Genomic DNA, 17,659 nt, shown 5'->3' with positions numbered 1-17,659 from the left:
AGTTGAATGAAACCTCCATGATCACCATTTTAAGTGGATGAATTATGGGGCCCATGCGGAAAAGGCCCAGCAGGCCAAAAGGACAAGCGGAATAAATGCAGATATGTGGCTGGGGCTGTGTTTATGTCGCGGCTTTTGGCCGCTCCGCAGGGCTTTGCCGAACTTTGTTGCATCAGCAGCAAGCTTGGAACAAACAGCACACTGGACCCGTAGCGCTAGGGATGGCCGTGTAAATCTCGCAATGCAATGGAACGTAATGAGGAATTGCAACGTAAACCCCGACCGCAGGGAACGGCAAATCCAATCTGTCGTCAATCAGACAGCTCCTCAAAAATCCTGTCGGTATTGACACGGTACCTGAAATCTCTCAGCAATAGGTCGAAAGCTGCCATCAGCTCCCGCCGTAAAGTCTCGCTCTGTGGATCATTACCATTGATCAGCCGCAGGCATGCCACGATCAGCCTCGTAACTTCATCATTCAATATTTCCCGTCCCAACCGTGGAGCTCTCCGCCCAGTTGCAAATGCCCTTAAAAAAATAGTAGCGCATTTTTTTGGTGCAACAACGGTACTATCACGTAGGTAGGAGACAAAATCCTCGGTCAACATAAAGTTGTCTCCGCCAACATAGGCATCAAGGAATGTTTCGATATCGGAAAGCATGATAGCGCCCATATCGTTGAACCTTATCCTGAATTTTGAGTCCGGTGACAGGTCGCCCAACGCCGCAAGCCTGACCAGAACAGTGTTCATCTGTTCCTTGCTGTACTTGGGGTTATTGTAAAATTTGACCAGGTTTCTAAGGATAGCGGTACAAGCCCCCGGAGAATGCTCCATAAGCGTAAATAACAGCATGTCCGCACCCTGGCTGTCTTTCAGGTAATGGACCAGTATTATTCCAGACAATCTATCGGCATCCTCCCGGCCCAGGTTATCGGCCGACACCAATTTTTCCAACATAGGCCTTAGCTGGGAAAAGTCATGGTTGGACATGTACTGCAAAGACCAGATCCCCGCTGCAAGGACGTGGATGTTCTCCTCTGCGTTGAGAGCCCTGGCAAATAAAGCGAATGCCCGATCGGTGTCAAGGTGATTGAGCTGGGCAAATTCGAACAGAGCACAAGCCTTCGACTCATCTGGCCCTTCCTTAAAAATTTCTTCAAGCCGAACCATTATCCTGTCGAGATATCGGCTGTCCCTGAGTAGGGTAAGCTCGTGGATGGCGCTGCCATGATAGGAATTGATTCCCATCGTCACCAGACCATTAATGCTCGTTTCTCCGACGGGATACGAAGCGAGCACTCTTTGCTGGCCAGGAATAACCACCGTTTGCGCCAACAGGAAATCTATTACCTCGATATCCACCCTTGCCTGCCTGACAAGATAGCCTGCTATCAAAATACAGGGCATGGTGTCGGCGCTGTATTCCAATTCCAGCAATATCCGCTTGAACAGCGAGAACACCACTAACGGATCATACCCGGCCTTTGTCAGCCCCAAAAGCCCGTGGATGGGATAGGTTGGATCAATGTCCGCTGTGGCGATCGCAATTGATATCAGCTCCACTTTTTCTGTAGAGGGAACTCTCTTCACAATATCATGAAAAGCATTGGCGTGCTCAAATAATCCGCCTTTCAAAAAGTGCCTCCGACTATTACGTTCATCGGAGTTATAGGTCCTGAAAGACTCGATCCATTGCTGGTTGGTCATTTTTTCCGCAGACTGCTGCGGAATCGGATTCTGCACGATCCCAGCGGTCACACTAGACACCGGCAGTTCGTGATAGGATGGAAAACGTCGTTTTAGTTCGGCAAAAGTTCTTTTCAACTGTGGCCTTGCTGAAACATATCCTGAGGGCAACAGCTGCAACATTACGAACTTGCCAAGCCCTACACTGGTCACCCGTTGGGGCACGTCGCCATGTCGGTAGACATAAGACTCGTGCGGTATCACCATCGCCATGATCCGCTCCACGGCACCTTGCTGCTGGTCTGCGGACATTTGCGGAAAAGCCAGGGCAAACAGCGACCGGAATTCCCCGGCGAAATCACTCCCGGCAGGGAGAGCGTCATGATCCATCAGATAATTAAACATTCCCAAGATCTCATGGACATAGATCGCGTGATGGTCTTTCATAGCGAAGATCAACAGGCGCAAAACCGATTTATATACCGAACGGCCATTCAGCTGCAGAAAGCGGTAGAAAGCAGGGTCCTGCTTCCCGGCTGCATTCTTCAGACATTGGGCAAGTATGCGATAGAGATATTCTCTGCCGTAAAGATGTTCGTCATAGAGAAGCACGGCAGAAAATGTATAATCTTTCTTCAGGGCGCTACCACTGTCATATGCATCGCCAATGATCCTGGGCAGGATCATTGCAAAAAGTCCATCGATCATCTTCCCCGGAATGATCCCTATGAGTTTTTCCATCAGGGTGCCGTCCCTGTACCGGTTGGCGGCGGACTTATCTTCAGTAGTATCTTCCCTGAGCTCATCCAGCATTTTGTTGAAGACAAATTCCGGCGCAGAATGCAAAAGCTGTTCAAGTACATGCCCATAAACATTGACGTCTTTCGGTCGAAGGCCGCCCAGCCTTTCGGCAAATTGTTTGGCCTGGGGCGTTCCCCAGTCCAGGAGATATAGTGCCACATGCCACAGCACATTGGCATCAACTATCTGATGCAAAAAACGCCATGCGTTGGCATCCCGATCCCCAAGATTCCGGGCGACAAACAATGAAAGGACATTCCTTCTATAGTCCAGGTAGGCAAGCTTGGTGCCTTCATCATCTGGCATCACCACATCCATCACCGCTGTATCGTCTGCACTGCCGGGTATGGCCAACAATCCATTCTGTCGTGCAAAATCAAACCAAGGCCCTGCCCCGGCCTTAAGGAGGAAGAGTGTCGACAGTACGACGGACTTTCCCGCAACCTGTGCCATCAACTGGAACTCAGCACTTGTTGGCTGCTCCTGGTAGGCAAGCAGCGAAACCAATAGATGCTTGATGTGGAAAGCAGTTTTCGTGTCGCCGAAGAGATGTTTTAGCAGCCCTATGTACCTGTTGAAATCAAACTCCCGGAGATAGCTGATGATCATGCTGACCGCCGACCGTATGAAGAGCGACTGCCCCTGCGACACGATGTAGGTCGGAAGATCTCCATCCTGCTCGACAAAACACTTGGCAAATACGTAGTCATAGAAAGTCTGATGGAAGAACTGGAGCTGACCTGCTTCCGATCTGACCAGCCGATGGCTCTTCACGTAATCCAGTTCCCGGGCCATATCCTGATAACCTATCTCGCTGAGCGAGATCCGCTGGAAACTGAACATGTCATTGGCCATCCGGTACAACAGTTCCCGAACCCTGATTTGTGCCACCATGGTCTGCGGTGGAACAAAAATCAGCTTTTGCTTCCACAGCTCGGTGTACAGACCCAACAGTGTCGAAATTGCTGCTGAGGACTGGACCTGTCCGGCAATGCGGGCATAGACGTTGAGGTTATTGGGCGTACACAATAAGTCAAGTAGCTTTCCGCTGATCGTAGACTGTTCAATACCGATCTTTTGCAGTTGCTCCAACACCTGTTCCTTTCCAAGCTTCTCCACCAGGACCGAATGCTTTTGCCTATAGGCTCTGAGATTGGGGTCATGATGGAGATCAAAAATCCTTACAGAAATAACGATATCGAAACTGTCACTGTATCCGAATGTGTCGATCACTTCCCGCAGCACCTGGAGGTAGATGGGATCAGAAGACATGGACTGCGAAAGGGCATCGATCTGATCGATGAGCAATATGGTCTTTTCAAAATTTGCCGCACACTGATCCAGAAAATCAAACACCGGAACCGAGAGATGAAGTTTTTGTTGGAGATCCTGTATTGTTCCCGTATAGAGCTTGTCCGCCTTCAGTGCGAGCACGGGAAGCTCCTGTTCATGCAAACTCTCATAGAGATCTTTCAATATTACCGTCTTTCCCATGCCCGCATTGCCAGCAAGTAGACAGATGTTCATAGGACGATCCTTTTTGTCCAGATCCTTGGGAGCATTGATCCACTTTAGCAACCTGTCGGTTTCATTACGCCAGATATGCGAATCGGGAATATCATCGAATTCGTTCGCTTCGGAGCGTAGGGCTACCGAAGCCCTTCCAAGTTCCTGCAACAATCTTTCCCTCCCAAGGACTTCGCTGGTATTATTGGGCAGGCTTGAGGCGCCGACGGGAATCTCTATGACCTTCACCTGAAAGAATAGCGGGACGAGGTGTGAAGCCTGTGGCATCGACAACAATAGATCGATGTCCTGTGGCAATATTGGGCGCACCTTGATCTTCGACAGGATCTCATCGATATCCCCTTGGCACTCCCTTAGCTCAAGAGAGGAAAGCGAGCCACTTGCCAAATGATCTGAAAGCCATTTGGCAAGACGTGGCTCATTTAGTATCCTGTCGTTAAAATTATTTATAAAATCATGGCATTCGTTCGCAAATCCCTTTGATACCGCAATGAAATAGGTGAAATCATTTCTGTCGTGGATCAGCTCGGGATACTTGATACTGTACAGGACGAATTTTATGATCTCTGCGCCAAGCATGGAAATGCTCAATAACTGATCATACTTTTTGCATTGAATCAGTCCATACTGCTTGTTGTTCCGGTACAGTACACAGTCCCGCCCTTTTTCCCGGACTCCGTTGAGCAATGCGATTTTGTCGAAATCCCTAAAAGGCTGTTGATCCAAGGTGACCTTGACCACGCTGAACAACAGTTCTTCAAATCTCCGGTCGCTGATCCCGTTATAGGGGAATGACCTATTCTCCATGGCCATCGGCTTCGGTTCACTGGAGAATCCAATCATTTGGGTTTCATAAATAAGTTCGGCCATTCTTTATATTGACTACATTACCATTCAATCAAACTTTTTCGGTATCCTTTCAGAAAGGCTCTGTCAGCTCCGTTAGACTGATCAGCTGTTTCCCAGTATGTGAACTATCCTGCAATGTCTGGAAGATGATCAAGTCAAGGGACTCATCATGTACCTTATTGAAATAATAAATCGAGATTGCCTCCAACAAGCCATTCAATGAAGAAGACATCCACTTTTGATATTCGCTGAGATACACTGTCCGTTCGGCTTCGGTGCGCACGCCTGTATGCGGAAACGCTTCATGCAGCTCGATATCCTTCATGGACAGGGAACCGGAAGCCCTGTAGATCTTCCAACCATATTTGGCCAGCATCTGGTCCCTTTCCCTATCTGTTGCATTATCATGGAACTCTTTGCCATCCAGCTCCAGTCCCACCTTGAGTAAGGGGTTTGCGAAATCTATAAAATAATTGAAGACTGGAAACTGCGGATAAAGTACAAGGTTGGGCCTCGATTTGATCAGGTCCCAAGCGATGACTTCGATGGGGCTGAAGGTCGCCCTCCAGTCTACCAGGTCATGGGCGCTCCATGAGCTGCTATTCCTTTCATGTGCAACTATCATCTTTGGCAGCTGTTCCATGTAGAGCTGTCGGATAATACCCCATACTTCGGTCTGAGGCCTTCCCTTGATATCCCAATAAAAATCGCCCGTGTAGGTCGAATAGGTTTTACCGCTGTTTGTCTGTTGATCTGACATGAAATTTCTTTTAGTTCGATACCAATAAAGATCAACAAATTGTTCGGGAGGTCTGGTAGCTAATTTTCCACAGCGCTGGACTTGTGGATCTTGCAAAAAAAGCGGAACACCGACAATCCGCCAGGTCCCGTCATCTAAATTAGCACGCTTGCAAACAAATATGCAAAAAGTAAAAAACACTATCAATAGCGCATCCCAAAAAAATAACCGCTCATTAGTAGCATCCCGTTAATTGCGTTAGCGTTCAAAACAGGCATTTGAAAACCCACGATCTTTCTGCTATCAGCAATGTCAGGCCTGGTGTCGCTAAATCCGCAGCAGGTGCAGGCGGGACAGCCCTTTCAGGTCGGAACCCCTATCTTTAGCCCTACGCCAAAATAGCGGTAACGCTGATCCACATGCGCCAAAGTGAATTCGACCATACCTACCATGCGCCCTGTGTGTCTATGCCACATGGCTGGTGGGGACAGCCATCGGGCAGAAGACTTGGTGGAAGAAGTCTTTATCAAGGTACTTCAGCGCAATCCCTTAAAGTCCCGTGTGGAGGACTGGCGTTCCTTTCTCTACATGTCCGTCCGCAACACCTGTTTCAAGCATATCAGGAACACACGTCCCCTACAGCTCCTGGCCGTGGAGCTGCACTACATGCAGGAAGGCATCGACAAGGAAAGCTCTATGTGGAAACCTACCGTCAGGCGATGGATGCGATCGCCCAGCTACCGGAAAAATGCGGCAAGGTGATCGTATGTCCTATCTGGAGAACAAGAGCACCGACGAAACCGCCAATGCAGTTAATGTTACTGAAAGCACGGTATACAACCAGAAGGCACGGGGGCTGGTCCTGTTGAGAAAAATGCTATCGAGCGTGGCCTTCTACAGTTTCTTCCATCTGGCCTGATGCTGTGGACTGGCCAAACAACAAAGAAATTTCCGATCCTTTAGAGATCGCACAGGATTTGGGGTCATACTACTGAAACCTATCCCTGCCAAAATGGGATAAATTCAAGAAAGTCGAGTTTTGAGGTAAATAGGGAGACCTTCCGCTGAATAATATTTGAAAAGGATATTTTCACTTCTTTATTAAATTTATCGATAAAACAGGATCTGTAATAATTCGCTCAACTTCCGAATCAACCAACCCTTCCACTTCCTGTTTCAATTGAAGATATACCGATCGAATCGCGGCATCATCGGCCTGCTTCCCGACCGCGCTCGCACTTGAAATAGCGAACTCCTTTTGATCTTTGTGCAATATTGGCTGCAGAATATTCGCATGGAAACTCTTAAGTTCGATCCGTAGCCGTGGTTCATCCGCAATCATACCTACAAATTCACCTGAACTCAGCGAAGAGATTCTGGACGGAGGAACAGCTGTATCCAATTGTTTCGATTTGCTAATTGAGGTGTCTGTTCGATTAATCGAAAGACTGGTTCGATCTTGCATGATCTTACCAAACCGCTCAGAAAGATGCTTCGCAGTTTCACCATTTACCTGCCCTGAAACAACGTTCCCCGTTATATTCATAATCACATCTGCTTGATCCTTTCCGTAGTCTTTTTTCAACTGGCTGAAGTCTTGAATGCCCAGCGTAGTGGCAACCAAGTTACTTCTTGCCGTAGCAATAAGGCTGTCAATGTTGTTCAGGTAGATGGTTGGAAATTCGTCAAACACCATGCTGCATTTCAGTTTTCCTTTTTTATTGACGGTTTTAATCAGCCGGGAAACATAAAGCGACAGCACTGCGCCATAAACTTGTTGCTTTTGCGGGTTGTTACCAAGGCAAACAATTTTGGGCTCTTCCGGATTGTTAATGTCGAGGGTGAAATCATTACCTGACATCACATAATAAAGTTGCGGAGACACTAGCCGCGCCATGGAGATCTTGGCAGCTGCAATCTGGCCTTCCAACTGCTCCATCACATCATTAAGGTAGGCAGAAACAAAAGGATTGATAAGGGCTTCAATTTCTTTTTCGGTTCGAAGGATCGTAAACAACCGGTCATAATCGACTTGCATCAGCTCGATTACATGCGGTAATGTGCAAAACTCGCCGTCATTGTATTTACGGAGATACCAAATGATCGCCGTGAGAAAATTGATAGGCGATTCCACAAAGAAGTCACCTTGCTTTTTAATCCATTCGCGGTTTAGACCAAGTAAAATGGTCCGAGCTGCTTCTGCCGCATCCGTGATATCATTCATTGATGCTGGCTCTAGCGGGTTACACCGGTGAATAATACGTTCAAAATCGATAAAATAGCATTTTGAGGGATTCTCATAGGCTCCCTGATTATGTAACCAAGTGTTGTAAGCTATCCGTGACAAATCATCAAATTTAAAATCATAAACCAGCATCGCAAACCCCTTACGAATATGCTGGCGAATCACGTGCTCTATAAAGAAATAACTCTTTCCGGAACCTGGCGTACCCATAACCAGCACCCCCCGAAAAGGATTTATGATGTTGATCCAGCTCTTTCTTTTTTTGCCACGGAGGTAATACTCTGCAGGAAGGTTAATGGAGTACTCGTTTTCCAGCAGCCTTTCTTCCTGGGGAAAGGTCTCGTTTTCCCGGTTGAAAATATCCTTATCGTTCAGGTGCGTCCGGATAATCCGAGACAGATAAACTCCTCCGGTGAGTATTAGTAAGAAACCAACACTCGTCACCGCCAGATAGCCGATTGTCAGCGTTGAGTCGTTCAACTCCCACTGAAATAATGCACCCGAGCACCAAAATAACAGCAGTCCCACCAGCAAATAAGATACTGCCGTTTTGGTCTTTAATTTCTCCTGCTTCTTCGCCTTCACGCCGAGGAGGGAAATGATCAACAATACCAGCGCCAGCGCCTTTGCATACGCAAACTGGCGAAACAAACCCGTGTGCACAAGATTGGTCAGGATGCGATCTGTCAATGTAGTTTGCCATGCCAGGAAAACAAAAAATCGGTAACACTCATAATAAAAATGTAAACCTAATACCAAAATGCTCCCAAGCCTGGTCAGGTCCATAATCTTGCGCAACGCTTGTTCATTCTCTCCTGTATTCATACATTACTTTTTCAATCTCTTTCGTTTCTTCGTTTTTCGATAAGCGTAAGGAATGCCGTCCACAACAAACGTTCTACTATAAACTTCAGGGGCCATCCATTCCGTCACCATTCGACCTAAATCAATGAATAAAGTCAACGGATTGAGCGATCGCAAAGGCGGTAACCATTTTCTCTCAGGCCGTAGTGATACCGGGCGTTTCCAGGCCGGTAATTGACATCTTTCCAGAATATTCTTGGCGCTGTAGCTTTTGCCGAGATCACTCCCATTATACACCACTTTTGACTGATGGTCGATGAACGTCATCCCGTAGATAAATCCTTCGCCCGTTTGCCTGAACAATACTTGTATCTGCAGTTTGGCGAGCGCTCCCACTAGATAATTTAGGTCGGGTGCCTTCTTTTTTAGCAGGGCAAAATCAATGGCACTCCGAACGCGTTTTGCGTGCGGCTTCTTCAACTCGGTATTGCGCTTCATCTTTGCTTGAAGCTTCTTCAGCGTGGGTTGCATATAGAGCGCGCTGGCTTTTATGCTGGCACTCACTTTCTCCCCCTGTTCATCGAGCAGCTGAAATACCAATCCCTCCTGTTCAAACATTTTGCTTCCCGGACTTCCCCGATCAGCCACTACATTATACAGCCCAAGAATAGCGTTCAATTCTTCCAGTGAACTGTATTCGTATTGATCTATAACCAGTCTCAACACCCTTGTGATCTCACTCTTTGTAGGGCGTTTCCCATATTGCGCCTTTTGCCTTTGAATCGACTGTTCTATTGGTTGTGCCTGCTGGCCACGGCCTTCTGCTTTGACGAGTCCGAACTCCTCTTCTACCTGCTTACGCGTTTGAGCAGATGCATTTCGGCCCAGATTATGCAAATCGATCCGCGTGCCGTCAAAGCGGATATTGGTGGTGACAATATGAAGGTGCGGATGGCCTGCGTCATCATGCCGGTAAACCAGGTATGGTTGATCCCCAAAACCAATCCCGCGCATGTATCGCCGGGCTATTTCGATCTGGATTTCGTCAGCTATTTTTTCCGATGGATCGAAACCTAAAAAGATGTGCAGCGCATTGGTCCCTGCCGCTTCATTCAGGATATTCAGTTTGACCTTTTGCGATTATTTTTATCGAAAAAAAGTTTTAGATTTAACTATTGTTTCCTTGATTCACCGCACTCCGTCGCGAGCTTTTCTCTATATAGCGTTTCTGCGAAAAATCTTTAAAACCGGAAGTATCTTTAGGACATGGAACAAGTCATCAACTTAATCAACCCCGGAGCTTTCATTGACGCCTATATTCAGTTCGACCCTGAAAAAGACTACTTCTTTGAGCTCTCCAATAAAGATTTCCAAATGGCAGAATTCAAAACAAATCCTCTGCCTGGATTTAAACTAGAGTTTGAATTTCCTTATTGTTGTGAATATCATCGTAGAACAATGGAAAATTGTTTAAATGATTTTATCCGATTTCCTGGTTGCTGTGAAAATCACAAAAAGCTCGAGAAAGCACCATGGTTTAAAAAAAGCAATTTTTACTATATTCCTATCAAGTGTATGCTCACACACGTCTACACGTGCCACTGCATCACGACATGTATTGACCAGAATGATTGGTATGAAGCAATTACAGAATATATTGACTATACATTAAGTAGTTACGGACAACTACCCGAAGGTTATGGAGCTCCGGTAGGTCTCGGACGCTATATTGATGACTTGAAATTCTATTTGAATAATATAGCCAAAATTCCAAAAGAGAAAAAATCAAAGCTGCTCCTGCATATCCAAAACGAGGGTGCACACGACAAATTGAACAAACCGGATTTGAGAGCTGTGGTCAGCTGCTATAAAGAGTGGCTATCAATTTTCCCATTCCAGTTATACGTATTTAAGAACATAAAGCCATATTTTGAAAATCAAATGCCGGTGCTGAAAGGACCCAAGAAAAGCAATCGATATACCGGATTGGTAGGAATGCAAATCATGGAAGTAAAGGACATGCAAAACTTTCTGGTCAAGACTACGAAAAACATGATAAAGGCTATTAACGCCCTTGAATTACATAAAACAAATCAACTGGGTGACACAGACCAAATAGCACTAGACATATTATTAGCTGATCGGGAACTTGAACTTAAAAAATATGATGATACCCTAAGTCAGGATAGTCTACAATACCGGTCGCTTCTGGCGGACTGGCTGAAAGCTGAAGATGTTTTTATCACAAAACTCAAACCCATTCTTGAAAAGGCAAATGCAAAAATAAACAATTTCATCAAAGATGTTTTGGACGGAATGATCGAATTAGAAAAGCAAGATGAAGCTACCGAATGCATCAGAAACATAAAACAAGGTGTCGCTGAACGAGAAGGAGATTTCAGGCATTGGTTTAAAACGTTCTTTGCCGGTCGATATCCAGAGGCCGTAATTGACGCCGAACCGCTAAAAGGAAACGGAAGAATTGACTTGAAAATATCCAACGTATTTTTTGGAGAAAAGACCATCGAATTTAAAGGATGGTGGAACTCGGATAAAGCGGAATTACCTAAACAAACCCTGGGATATCTTACGTCTTTATCGGCGACGGGATACATCATTCTCGTTAATCCAAATAAAAAGAAAGATATCGTGGATGATTATCGGAAATTAATCTGTACGCCAGAGATGCATTTCATTCCCAACACTTGGATAGTGCACACGTTTCCAGGAATCGAGATGTCTTATTATGAATCAGGACATCAGTTTGGAGTAAGCATTAAAAAGTTGGTGCACTTTGTTTATAATGTCTATTCCTGAAATTGAGTTGGAATCGGCTATCCGGAAAACACTCCAATGTCAATAGTATCAAAATGAACTAATACTTTTCATCAGCGTTCAATTTCTATGGTTTGGATACTTAGCTTATGCAGATTTACTTTCAGGCTTTTTGTCACAAACGATAGCACAAATCGGTATAATAACTAATTGTTCGACGGCTGGTTATCCAGGTCTGATCGGCTGGATCAATCAACGCTGCGTAGCGGCCTTCTATCAGATCATAACCGGCAGATCAGATAGGGAGTTAAAAGTGAATTGAGCTATATAAGTAGCATAAGACAAATATGGACCGAAATAGGATCAAAGTATGAATAACTGAGCAGGTACGTTTTTAATCGTGATTGTAATGACTTAAAATAGATAAATCAAGCATAGTGAAAGAATTTACATTCAACCAGGTGTATAAGATCGCTTCAACTATAGAAGATGGTATTGATTTTGGAGTACCACTGATTTTCCATACGACGAAACAACAACGAATAACGTTGAGGCAACCAGCAATGGTTTTCAACCGACACACGCTGCTGCATCACTACATCAGAAAATGCTTCCTTCATCATTATGACCACTATTTTCTCAGGATGGCGGAGACAGTGATCGAGGATGTAGTGGAATTGACATTTTTAGAGGATCAGTTCAGTCAATACGGTATTCCTATTGATTTTTTGAGAATCAAATATAACGAGCAAGACTACCCGGCGACGACAGAACTGACGGTGATAAATTGGTATAGGCGTAACCGAAAAAATTTTATTCTTCTTACTGATCGATTGTATGAAGAGATATTTTTCATCTTGTTTTCAAACAGAAACTTACTGCAAAAGTTTAACGCCGTAATCGCTAAGAACTTTCAGGAATTTCATTTCAAACAAGCTGATTTGACAATTGGAGGAAAAATTCGAAGAACTGCAATTCCAGCGTGAGTTAAAAAGGCCATCTTTCATCGAGATAAAGGGCGTTGCGTGTTCTGCTCAACTGACCTATCCGGCGTCATCAATACATTGGGATCTATGAATTTTGATCACATTATTCCCTTGGATTTGTTTGGAACGAATGACCCGACCAATATTCAGTTGCTTTGCAAGGATTGTAATATGCGAAAGCTGAACAGAAACACTGGGGAAGGTAGGCTTTATGCACCTTGGTTTGTATAAAGGCTTGTTGAAATATTCGAAAAAGTTTTTATTGCAAGGCGTATTGCAAAGTCCACCCAACGTACAAAATGACCAGAATAATTCATTTCACACTATAAGTATTCAAAAATGGCCACTACTTGCACAATCAAATCCTTTTTAATAATTTGGTTGTCCACCAACTCCTTAACTATGAACTTGCAGGAACATCTTTTTCCTTCGCCGGTAGGTGTTATTTCCAGGTTACTGAACAGGTATATGATTGCCATCAGCACGATCAAATCGGCTAATAAGAATTTACTGTACTACCGAAAAACTGCTTAATGAACGCAGCTATTCAACCTACGCGAATCAAAATCCTGAATGACAGCTAGCAGTCCCCTTGATTCAGCGATCACAACTATTTTTGGGAAGGCTAATAAAATCTCTGAAGAGGCAAAAATCAAAGACCATAGAGTTAGAGATTCACTAATAATTCTCACTCCGAGAGTGCTGAAATTATCCCAAATAGGTTAAAACACTGCTTTCAAAAGCATAATTCGGTTTTTATAATATTTATCTCATAATTATGGCTCTTTCCAACAGGCTTCCGGTTACTATTTACGAAATCGAACGTGAAGAATTTGAGAAACTCGACGAGAACGATACTATAGGAGAAATTATCCGGCGTTTAAACGAAGAAGGAATTAGTCTAAGCGAAATAACCTTAAATAAACAGGAATTTGGAGATTACACGGTAAATTTTTATCAATTTCATAAATTTTATCCTCCTACTTGGTTAAAGTTTCTTTCTCCGATTATTGATCAGGGAGATCGCATTCTGAAAGCAAACAATAACATTTACTCATTTATTGGCTTTATCGCTTACAAAAAACGTATTTATGCTATTGCCGGCGGATACGGCAGCTTTGAAATTGAACGGTTTACAAAACCAGATTTTGGCCTGGAAATAATCGTTAAGCTTTTTGAAAGAGATAGCAGGGTCATTCGTTCAATACAACAACGCGGGGTAACGGGTATCGTCATGGGGCAAAGCAGGTTCTATCGTGGGGACCAGCGATTCAGTGACGAAAACAGCTTTGGTCAAATTTTTAAACAGGTGCAGGCAGAGTTGAACCGGGAGCATTTGATAAAATCATTTGGGTTTTCAAAGACAGATATTAAAAAAGAAAATGCTGGGTGTCTGGCCAAATCTTCTTTCAAGATAAATAAGGCGATCAACTTTGATGAGTTATTGAACCTGATCAAAAAAATCGAACTGATACAGCGGAAGGATGCTAAGTTCACCCTCAACAAGGTAGTTCATTTACGCGGTAAGCGCTTCGAAAAATTGGTGAAACAACTTGATGAGGCACTCATACTACAGGTATACGCCGACTATAAAGCAGGCCAAATTCCAGACTTTGAAATATGCAGTGAAAAAATGGAGGAATATCTGACTGCCGAAAAGTATGTAATAGATTTAAGCGCAAGTGAATCAATTGAGTTTTTTCACAGACCTTCTTGGAATACAATTATCAATAAACTGAAAGAGAAAAAAAGTATAGAAGATGAAGATGTTTACCAATTTAAACATTTCGTATTAATGCGAAAAATAGGCTCGTTCAATGAAGCAGGCACGCGGGTCTCCTTTGCGTCGATCTTTGATCATTTGAATGGTGAAATCACCGTTAATGGCCGTTCATATTTTCACATTGATGAAAGCTGGTATAGAATTGAGCCGAGCTTTATTAATGATCTAAATATTCAGTGCGATGGAATTTTGAAAGACGCATGGGATGAAAGCCTGCTAACGAACAAATTTGACACTAGTAAAGACGAAGATGTGTTTAACCAATCGTATATAGGGAAACCAGGAACCTTGGTGCTGGACACCGTCACCCCGGAGAATATTGAATGCTGTGACATACTTTTATATTCGCCGGATGAAATTATTTTCGTACACGTAAAGAAAGGATTCAAAAACACAATCCGCGACTTGACCGCACAGATTTCAATAGCAGCCAAGCGAGTCCGAGAGACCGTACAGAGCGACTTTGCCTATTTTGAAAAATTAGAGGAGACCGCAAAAAGGCCAGGAAAAAAGAGCGAAATGAGGAAACTCATTGCGTCGCAAAAATTCCCCAGCAAGGGCATTACGGATTTGTTCAATCAAACGCGGATGCCAAAACTAACCTTTTGCCTTGCTTTCGTAGATACAGCCTTGGAGTCCCGTTCACTTAGGACAGATTTAAAGAAATTTAATTCAAATATTGCGAAATACTCGCTGATTGAATTAAGTCAGGAGCTGCGATTACTGAATTATGGATTCAAAATTGTTCAGCTAGGTAAATTTTAAGCCATTTCAAAACCAGATCAAAATGAAACGTTGTGACCAGATAGTTATACCGTACAAGGGGTGGATATTACTTACTGTATTTGACATACGGGAAGATGGTCAATCATCTGACGATACTAATTATGAAACTTGGATGATGTGCGGCAAAGAACGAATTCGCTTTGTCCATGACGTGGAGCATCTTTCTGTCGATCAGGAATATCATGTCGGATGCCAATGTAACATCTTAGCTTCATAACTGACATCCCCGAGTCAATGCTTCCTAACCCCGATCCCAGATGGACGATGTTCGAGATTCAATCCTATGAAAGGTACTTGAAAAAGGTATCAGAACGTATCTACCTAAAACCTGTTGTAGACGACGATGTAAAAGGTGTGTTTAAATTGGTTCAGCGACTAGTCGATTTAGCTTATTACGAATATGAGTTCTTCGATTTAGCTTGCATGAAAGCACTATTCGCATTAGAGCTGGCACTCAAGAAACGATATCGACAACTAGCAACAGCGGGATTCGCCAACCCCGCTCAATGGAGCCTTAAACGATATTTACAGTGGTTCCTTGAGAATGGTTATTTTGAAACAGAATCAGCGGACTATTTGGACCAGCTTCGCTACATACGTAACCATTTTGCACATCCCGAAGCACATTCTTTTGGAGGAAGCATCATATCCTGGCATATTACAGCAGCATCAGGACTGATTAATGACCTGTACGAAGACAAGGATTTAAGGGCAGATAGAAAACGCGAGACATCCCGGTTAAATAGTGCACTCAATAGGATTGTTCAACACGGCGCTTCTTTGCAAATTCCGGGCAAAGAAAGACAAAGTGTGTACGCTTTTTTGATAGCTTTCCTCAACAATAAACAAACCCCGAATCGGTATCATTTCGTATACAAACCACTGTTTAAAATCCCCGCGCAATATGCTGCGGGAGATCCCATTCAACCAACCACGGCCTATTATTTCAACTGCACTGAAGTTCGCTTATCGCAAAACGGTGTCGGCGGCTTCGACGAAAATGGAAGGGAAATATTCCAACTATCGCCGCCACTTGCAGACGACCTCGGCGATATTGAAGAATGGTACCGTCAATATAACAACTATATAGGCACTTTGCCACATTTCCCGATAATCGATTCACAAAACATCGTATCGATCGGCTCTAAACTTCTAGCTAGATTTCATAAGGATGACGCTTAGGTTGTTAATGAAAATCAAAAAATCGATCTCGTTACTTACCGACACAGGAACATAATTGCTAATCAGAAACTTGTCATAAATATTCGAAGCAAATATTGCAAAGGATCTACTTTTCTGTCCCCGGATCTCTTGCTATGCTATTGTCCTTCGCAGATTCTTCAGCTGACTGTTTTTTCCTGAACAATTTATGAAACTCTTCCAAATCCTTGTGATACATCGTACGGTATATGTAATAACATCCATGTGTTGGATTATGGGGATGTCGTTTTGAAATGGTAATCTCTTTCAAAGGCGACCCGGTGATGGCATCCTCTAAGGTCGATTTCACACGTTCGAAGATTGACTTTGACTCTCCATCCACCAGCGTTTCGATATCAGGGTCATCCAGAATGATCTGCGTGCAATACTTAGATAACGTGATTGTCTTTTCTGGCTTCTCTATTAAAAACATTACACCAGCATCCTTCATGCGATCAAACTTCCCTTCGATAAGATACTTATCATTCACCTCCTCGATAGTTTTGAAAAATTTTGTTTCTTGACCTGTCCAGTTCGCCGGATTAGTTTTTGTTATCCGAACGAAACGGAAAGCGGGGTCAAGTAATAGTTCGATCGGAAATTTAAATAAAACCGGGCCATAATTATTTCGCCCAAACTCTTTATGAAGATCCCAACCATCTACAAAAACAGCGTCCCAGATTCCTAGCCGCTTATCATCTCCATCGGAATATTGCTCCGTTTGATCAAGTAGGTTCGCCTCTACATAAGCTCTCGAAAGCAACGCGTCCTCCTGAATAAAAGTCAAGGCGGTTCGGACGGTATTCGCATGGTGCAAAAACTTAATCCCCTTTGATTTCAGTAGTTCATATAACTCTCTGGAGGCTATCTGCATAGTATCTAAAGTTAAGTCGCTCCAACAATTAGTGCAAGGAAACACATCGAAAGTTTGCTACAATGTTCAAATAAAAACACGCTAGAAATGCAAAAAAGTCTTTGTCTAAAATAGACATAAAACAACCACTGACGGACTACTCACAAGCGGTTAAGATCCTTCCACTATCGCGGGTCTCCTGCTCCCCCGCCACGGCGGACATGGGTCCCCGGGCATCCTTTTGCCAGCTTTCCGCGGTCTCCAATTTTTCGGAGGTGGTCGATCGCCTTATTGCGCACCGTGGTATACAGATAAGCCGAGAATTTACTGCGCACGCCCAATTGCAGCCCATTTTGCCAGAGCTTTACAAAGATGTCCTGCACCAGGTCTTCGGTCAGGTCTGGCCCTTGGTAAATTTCAATAGAAACGCTTGTAGCACGGGCTGGTAGCGGTTATAGAGTTCGGTAAATGCTTCCCTATCACCCTGCCCCAGGCGGTCTACTAATTGGTCGTCGGTCTGGTCGGTTACTTTCACCACTCACTTGTTTTTACCACTGTAACATGCGTAAAATATTGCGATCGGGGCTGTGATGAAATGATCAGCTGAACCAAATCGCTTTTCG

Annotated in this window: 13 protein-coding genes; 7 read left to right on the top strand and 6 right to left on the bottom strand. The window is 44.1% G+C overall.

The genetic code is table 11. The features are described from left to right. Window positions 1–311: 311 nt before the first annotated feature. Window positions 312–4,886 (bottom strand): AAA family ATPase, encoded by a 4,575-nt coding sequence (locus LZZ85_RS13250; protein WP_237872448.1) that lies wholly within the window; start codon window positions 4,884–4,886, stop codon window positions 312–314. A 49-nt stretch (window positions 4,887–4,935) separates the two neighbouring features. After that, a complete protein-coding gene (locus LZZ85_RS13245) occupies window positions 4,936–5,625 on the bottom strand; it encodes an endonuclease domain-containing protein (protein ID WP_237872446.1) in 690 nt (229 codons plus the stop codon). A 429-nt stretch (window positions 5,626–6,054) separates the two neighbouring features. Between LZZ85_RS13245 and LZZ85_RS28830 the strand changes: the two genes are divergently transcribed. After that, window positions 6,055–6,366, top strand: coding sequence for a sigma factor (locus tag LZZ85_RS28830; RefSeq protein WP_432422771.1), 312 nt, complete (start codon window positions 6,055–6,057; stop codon window positions 6,364–6,366). Window positions 6,367–6,694: 328 nt separating this feature from the next. On the opposite strand, the gene mobC is transcribed toward LZZ85_RS28830, so the two are convergent. Continuing rightward, window positions 6,695–8,674, bottom strand: a complete 1,980-nt coding sequence (gene mobC / locus LZZ85_RS13240) for a conjugal transfer protein MobC (protein WP_237872445.1) — start codon at window positions 8,672–8,674, stop codon at window positions 6,695–6,697. Window positions 8,675–8,677: 3 nt separating this feature from the next. After that, window positions 8,678–9,769 (bottom strand): relaxase/mobilization nuclease domain-containing protein, encoded by a 1,092-nt coding sequence (locus LZZ85_RS13235; RefSeq protein WP_255724106.1) that lies wholly within the window; start codon window positions 9,767–9,769, stop codon window positions 8,678–8,680. Between the two features lie 150 nt (window positions 9,770–9,919). On the opposite strand from LZZ85_RS13235, the gene LZZ85_RS13230 reads away from it, so the two are divergent. The 6 genes from LZZ85_RS13230 (at window position 9,920) to LZZ85_RS13215 (ending at window position 16,165) form a co-directional block, all read left to right on the top strand. After that, entirely contained in the window at window positions 9,920–11,470 is a 1,551-nt protein-coding gene (locus LZZ85_RS13230) for a hypothetical protein (RefSeq protein WP_237872443.1), read from the top strand. Between the two features lie 395 nt (window positions 11,471–11,865). Beyond that, window positions 11,866–12,414: a hypothetical protein gene (locus tag LZZ85_RS13225; RefSeq protein WP_237872441.1), complete on the top strand. Its 549-nt coding sequence runs from the start codon at window positions 11,866–11,868 to the stop codon at window positions 12,412–12,414. Between the two features lie 39 nt (window positions 12,415–12,453). Further along, window positions 12,454–12,645, top strand: a complete 192-nt coding sequence (locus LZZ85_RS28825) for an HNH endonuclease (RefSeq protein WP_432422768.1) — start codon at window positions 12,454–12,456, stop codon at window positions 12,643–12,645. 171 nt (window positions 12,646–12,816) lie between these two features. Continuing rightward, entirely contained in the window at window positions 12,817–12,948 is a 132-nt protein-coding gene (locus LZZ85_RS28440; protein ID WP_255724100.1) for a hypothetical protein, read from the top strand. 244 nt (window positions 12,949–13,192) lie between these two features. Continuing rightward, window positions 13,193–14,962, top strand: coding sequence for a DUF6119 family protein (locus LZZ85_RS13220; RefSeq protein ID WP_237872440.1), 1,770 nt, complete (start codon window positions 13,193–13,195; stop codon window positions 14,960–14,962). A gap of 315 nt (window positions 14,963–15,277) precedes the next feature. Further along, window positions 15,278–16,165 carry a DUF4145 domain-containing protein gene (locus tag LZZ85_RS13215; RefSeq protein WP_237872438.1) on the top strand — a complete coding sequence of 296 codons (888 nt, stop codon included), beginning with the start codon at window positions 15,278–15,280 and terminating at the stop codon, window positions 16,163–16,165. A gap of 106 nt (window positions 16,166–16,271) precedes the next feature. On the opposite strand, the gene LZZ85_RS13210 is transcribed toward LZZ85_RS13215, so the two are convergent. Together LZZ85_RS13210 and LZZ85_RS28820 are read right to left on the bottom strand one after the other, a co-directional pair. Next, entirely contained in the window at window positions 16,272–17,057 is a 786-nt protein-coding gene (locus LZZ85_RS13210) for a hypothetical protein (protein WP_237872436.1), read from the bottom strand. 164 nt (window positions 17,058–17,221) lie between these two features. Next, a complete protein-coding gene (locus LZZ85_RS28820) occupies window positions 17,222–17,434 on the bottom strand; it encodes an RNA polymerase sigma factor (RefSeq protein ID WP_432422770.1) in 213 nt (70 codons plus the stop codon). Between the last annotated feature and the right edge of the window lie 225 nt (window positions 17,435–17,659).

The organism is Terrimonas ginsenosidimutans (genome assembly GCF_022012415.1).
Taxonomy (GTDB): Bacteria; Bacteroidota; Bacteroidia; order Chitinophagales; family Chitinophagaceae; genus Terrimonas_A; species Terrimonas_A ginsenosidimutans.
This window is presented reverse-complemented; position numbering and strand designations above follow the sequence as displayed.

Coding starts and splice junctions, on each gene's coding strand:
- LZZ85_RS13210 (WP_237872436.1), bottom strand. CDS start 17,057: ATGCAGATAGCCTCCAGAGAGTTATATGAACTACTGAAATCAAAGGGG.
- LZZ85_RS28830 (WP_432422771.1), top strand. CDS start 6,055: ATGCGCCCTGTGTGTCTATGCCACATGGCTGGTGGGGACAGCCATCGG.
- LZZ85_RS13250 (WP_237872448.1), bottom strand. CDS start 4,886: ATGGCCGAACTTATTTATGAAACCCAAATGATTGGATTCTCCAGTGAA.
- LZZ85_RS13230 (WP_237872443.1), top strand. CDS start 9,920: ATGGAACAAGTCATCAACTTAATCAACCCCGGAGCTTTCATTGACGCC.
- mobC (WP_237872445.1), bottom strand. CDS start 8,674: ATGAATACAGGAGAGAATGAACAAGCGTTGCGCAAGATTATGGACCTG.
- LZZ85_RS13220 (WP_237872440.1), top strand. CDS start 13,193: ATGGCTCTTTCCAACAGGCTTCCGGTTACTATTTACGAAATCGAACGT.
- LZZ85_RS28440 (WP_255724100.1), top strand. CDS start 12,817: ATGAACTTGCAGGAACATCTTTTTCCTTCGCCGGTAGGTGTTATTTCC.
- LZZ85_RS13245 (WP_237872446.1), bottom strand. CDS start 5,625: ATGTCAGATCAACAGACAAACAGCGGTAAAACCTATTCGACCTACACG.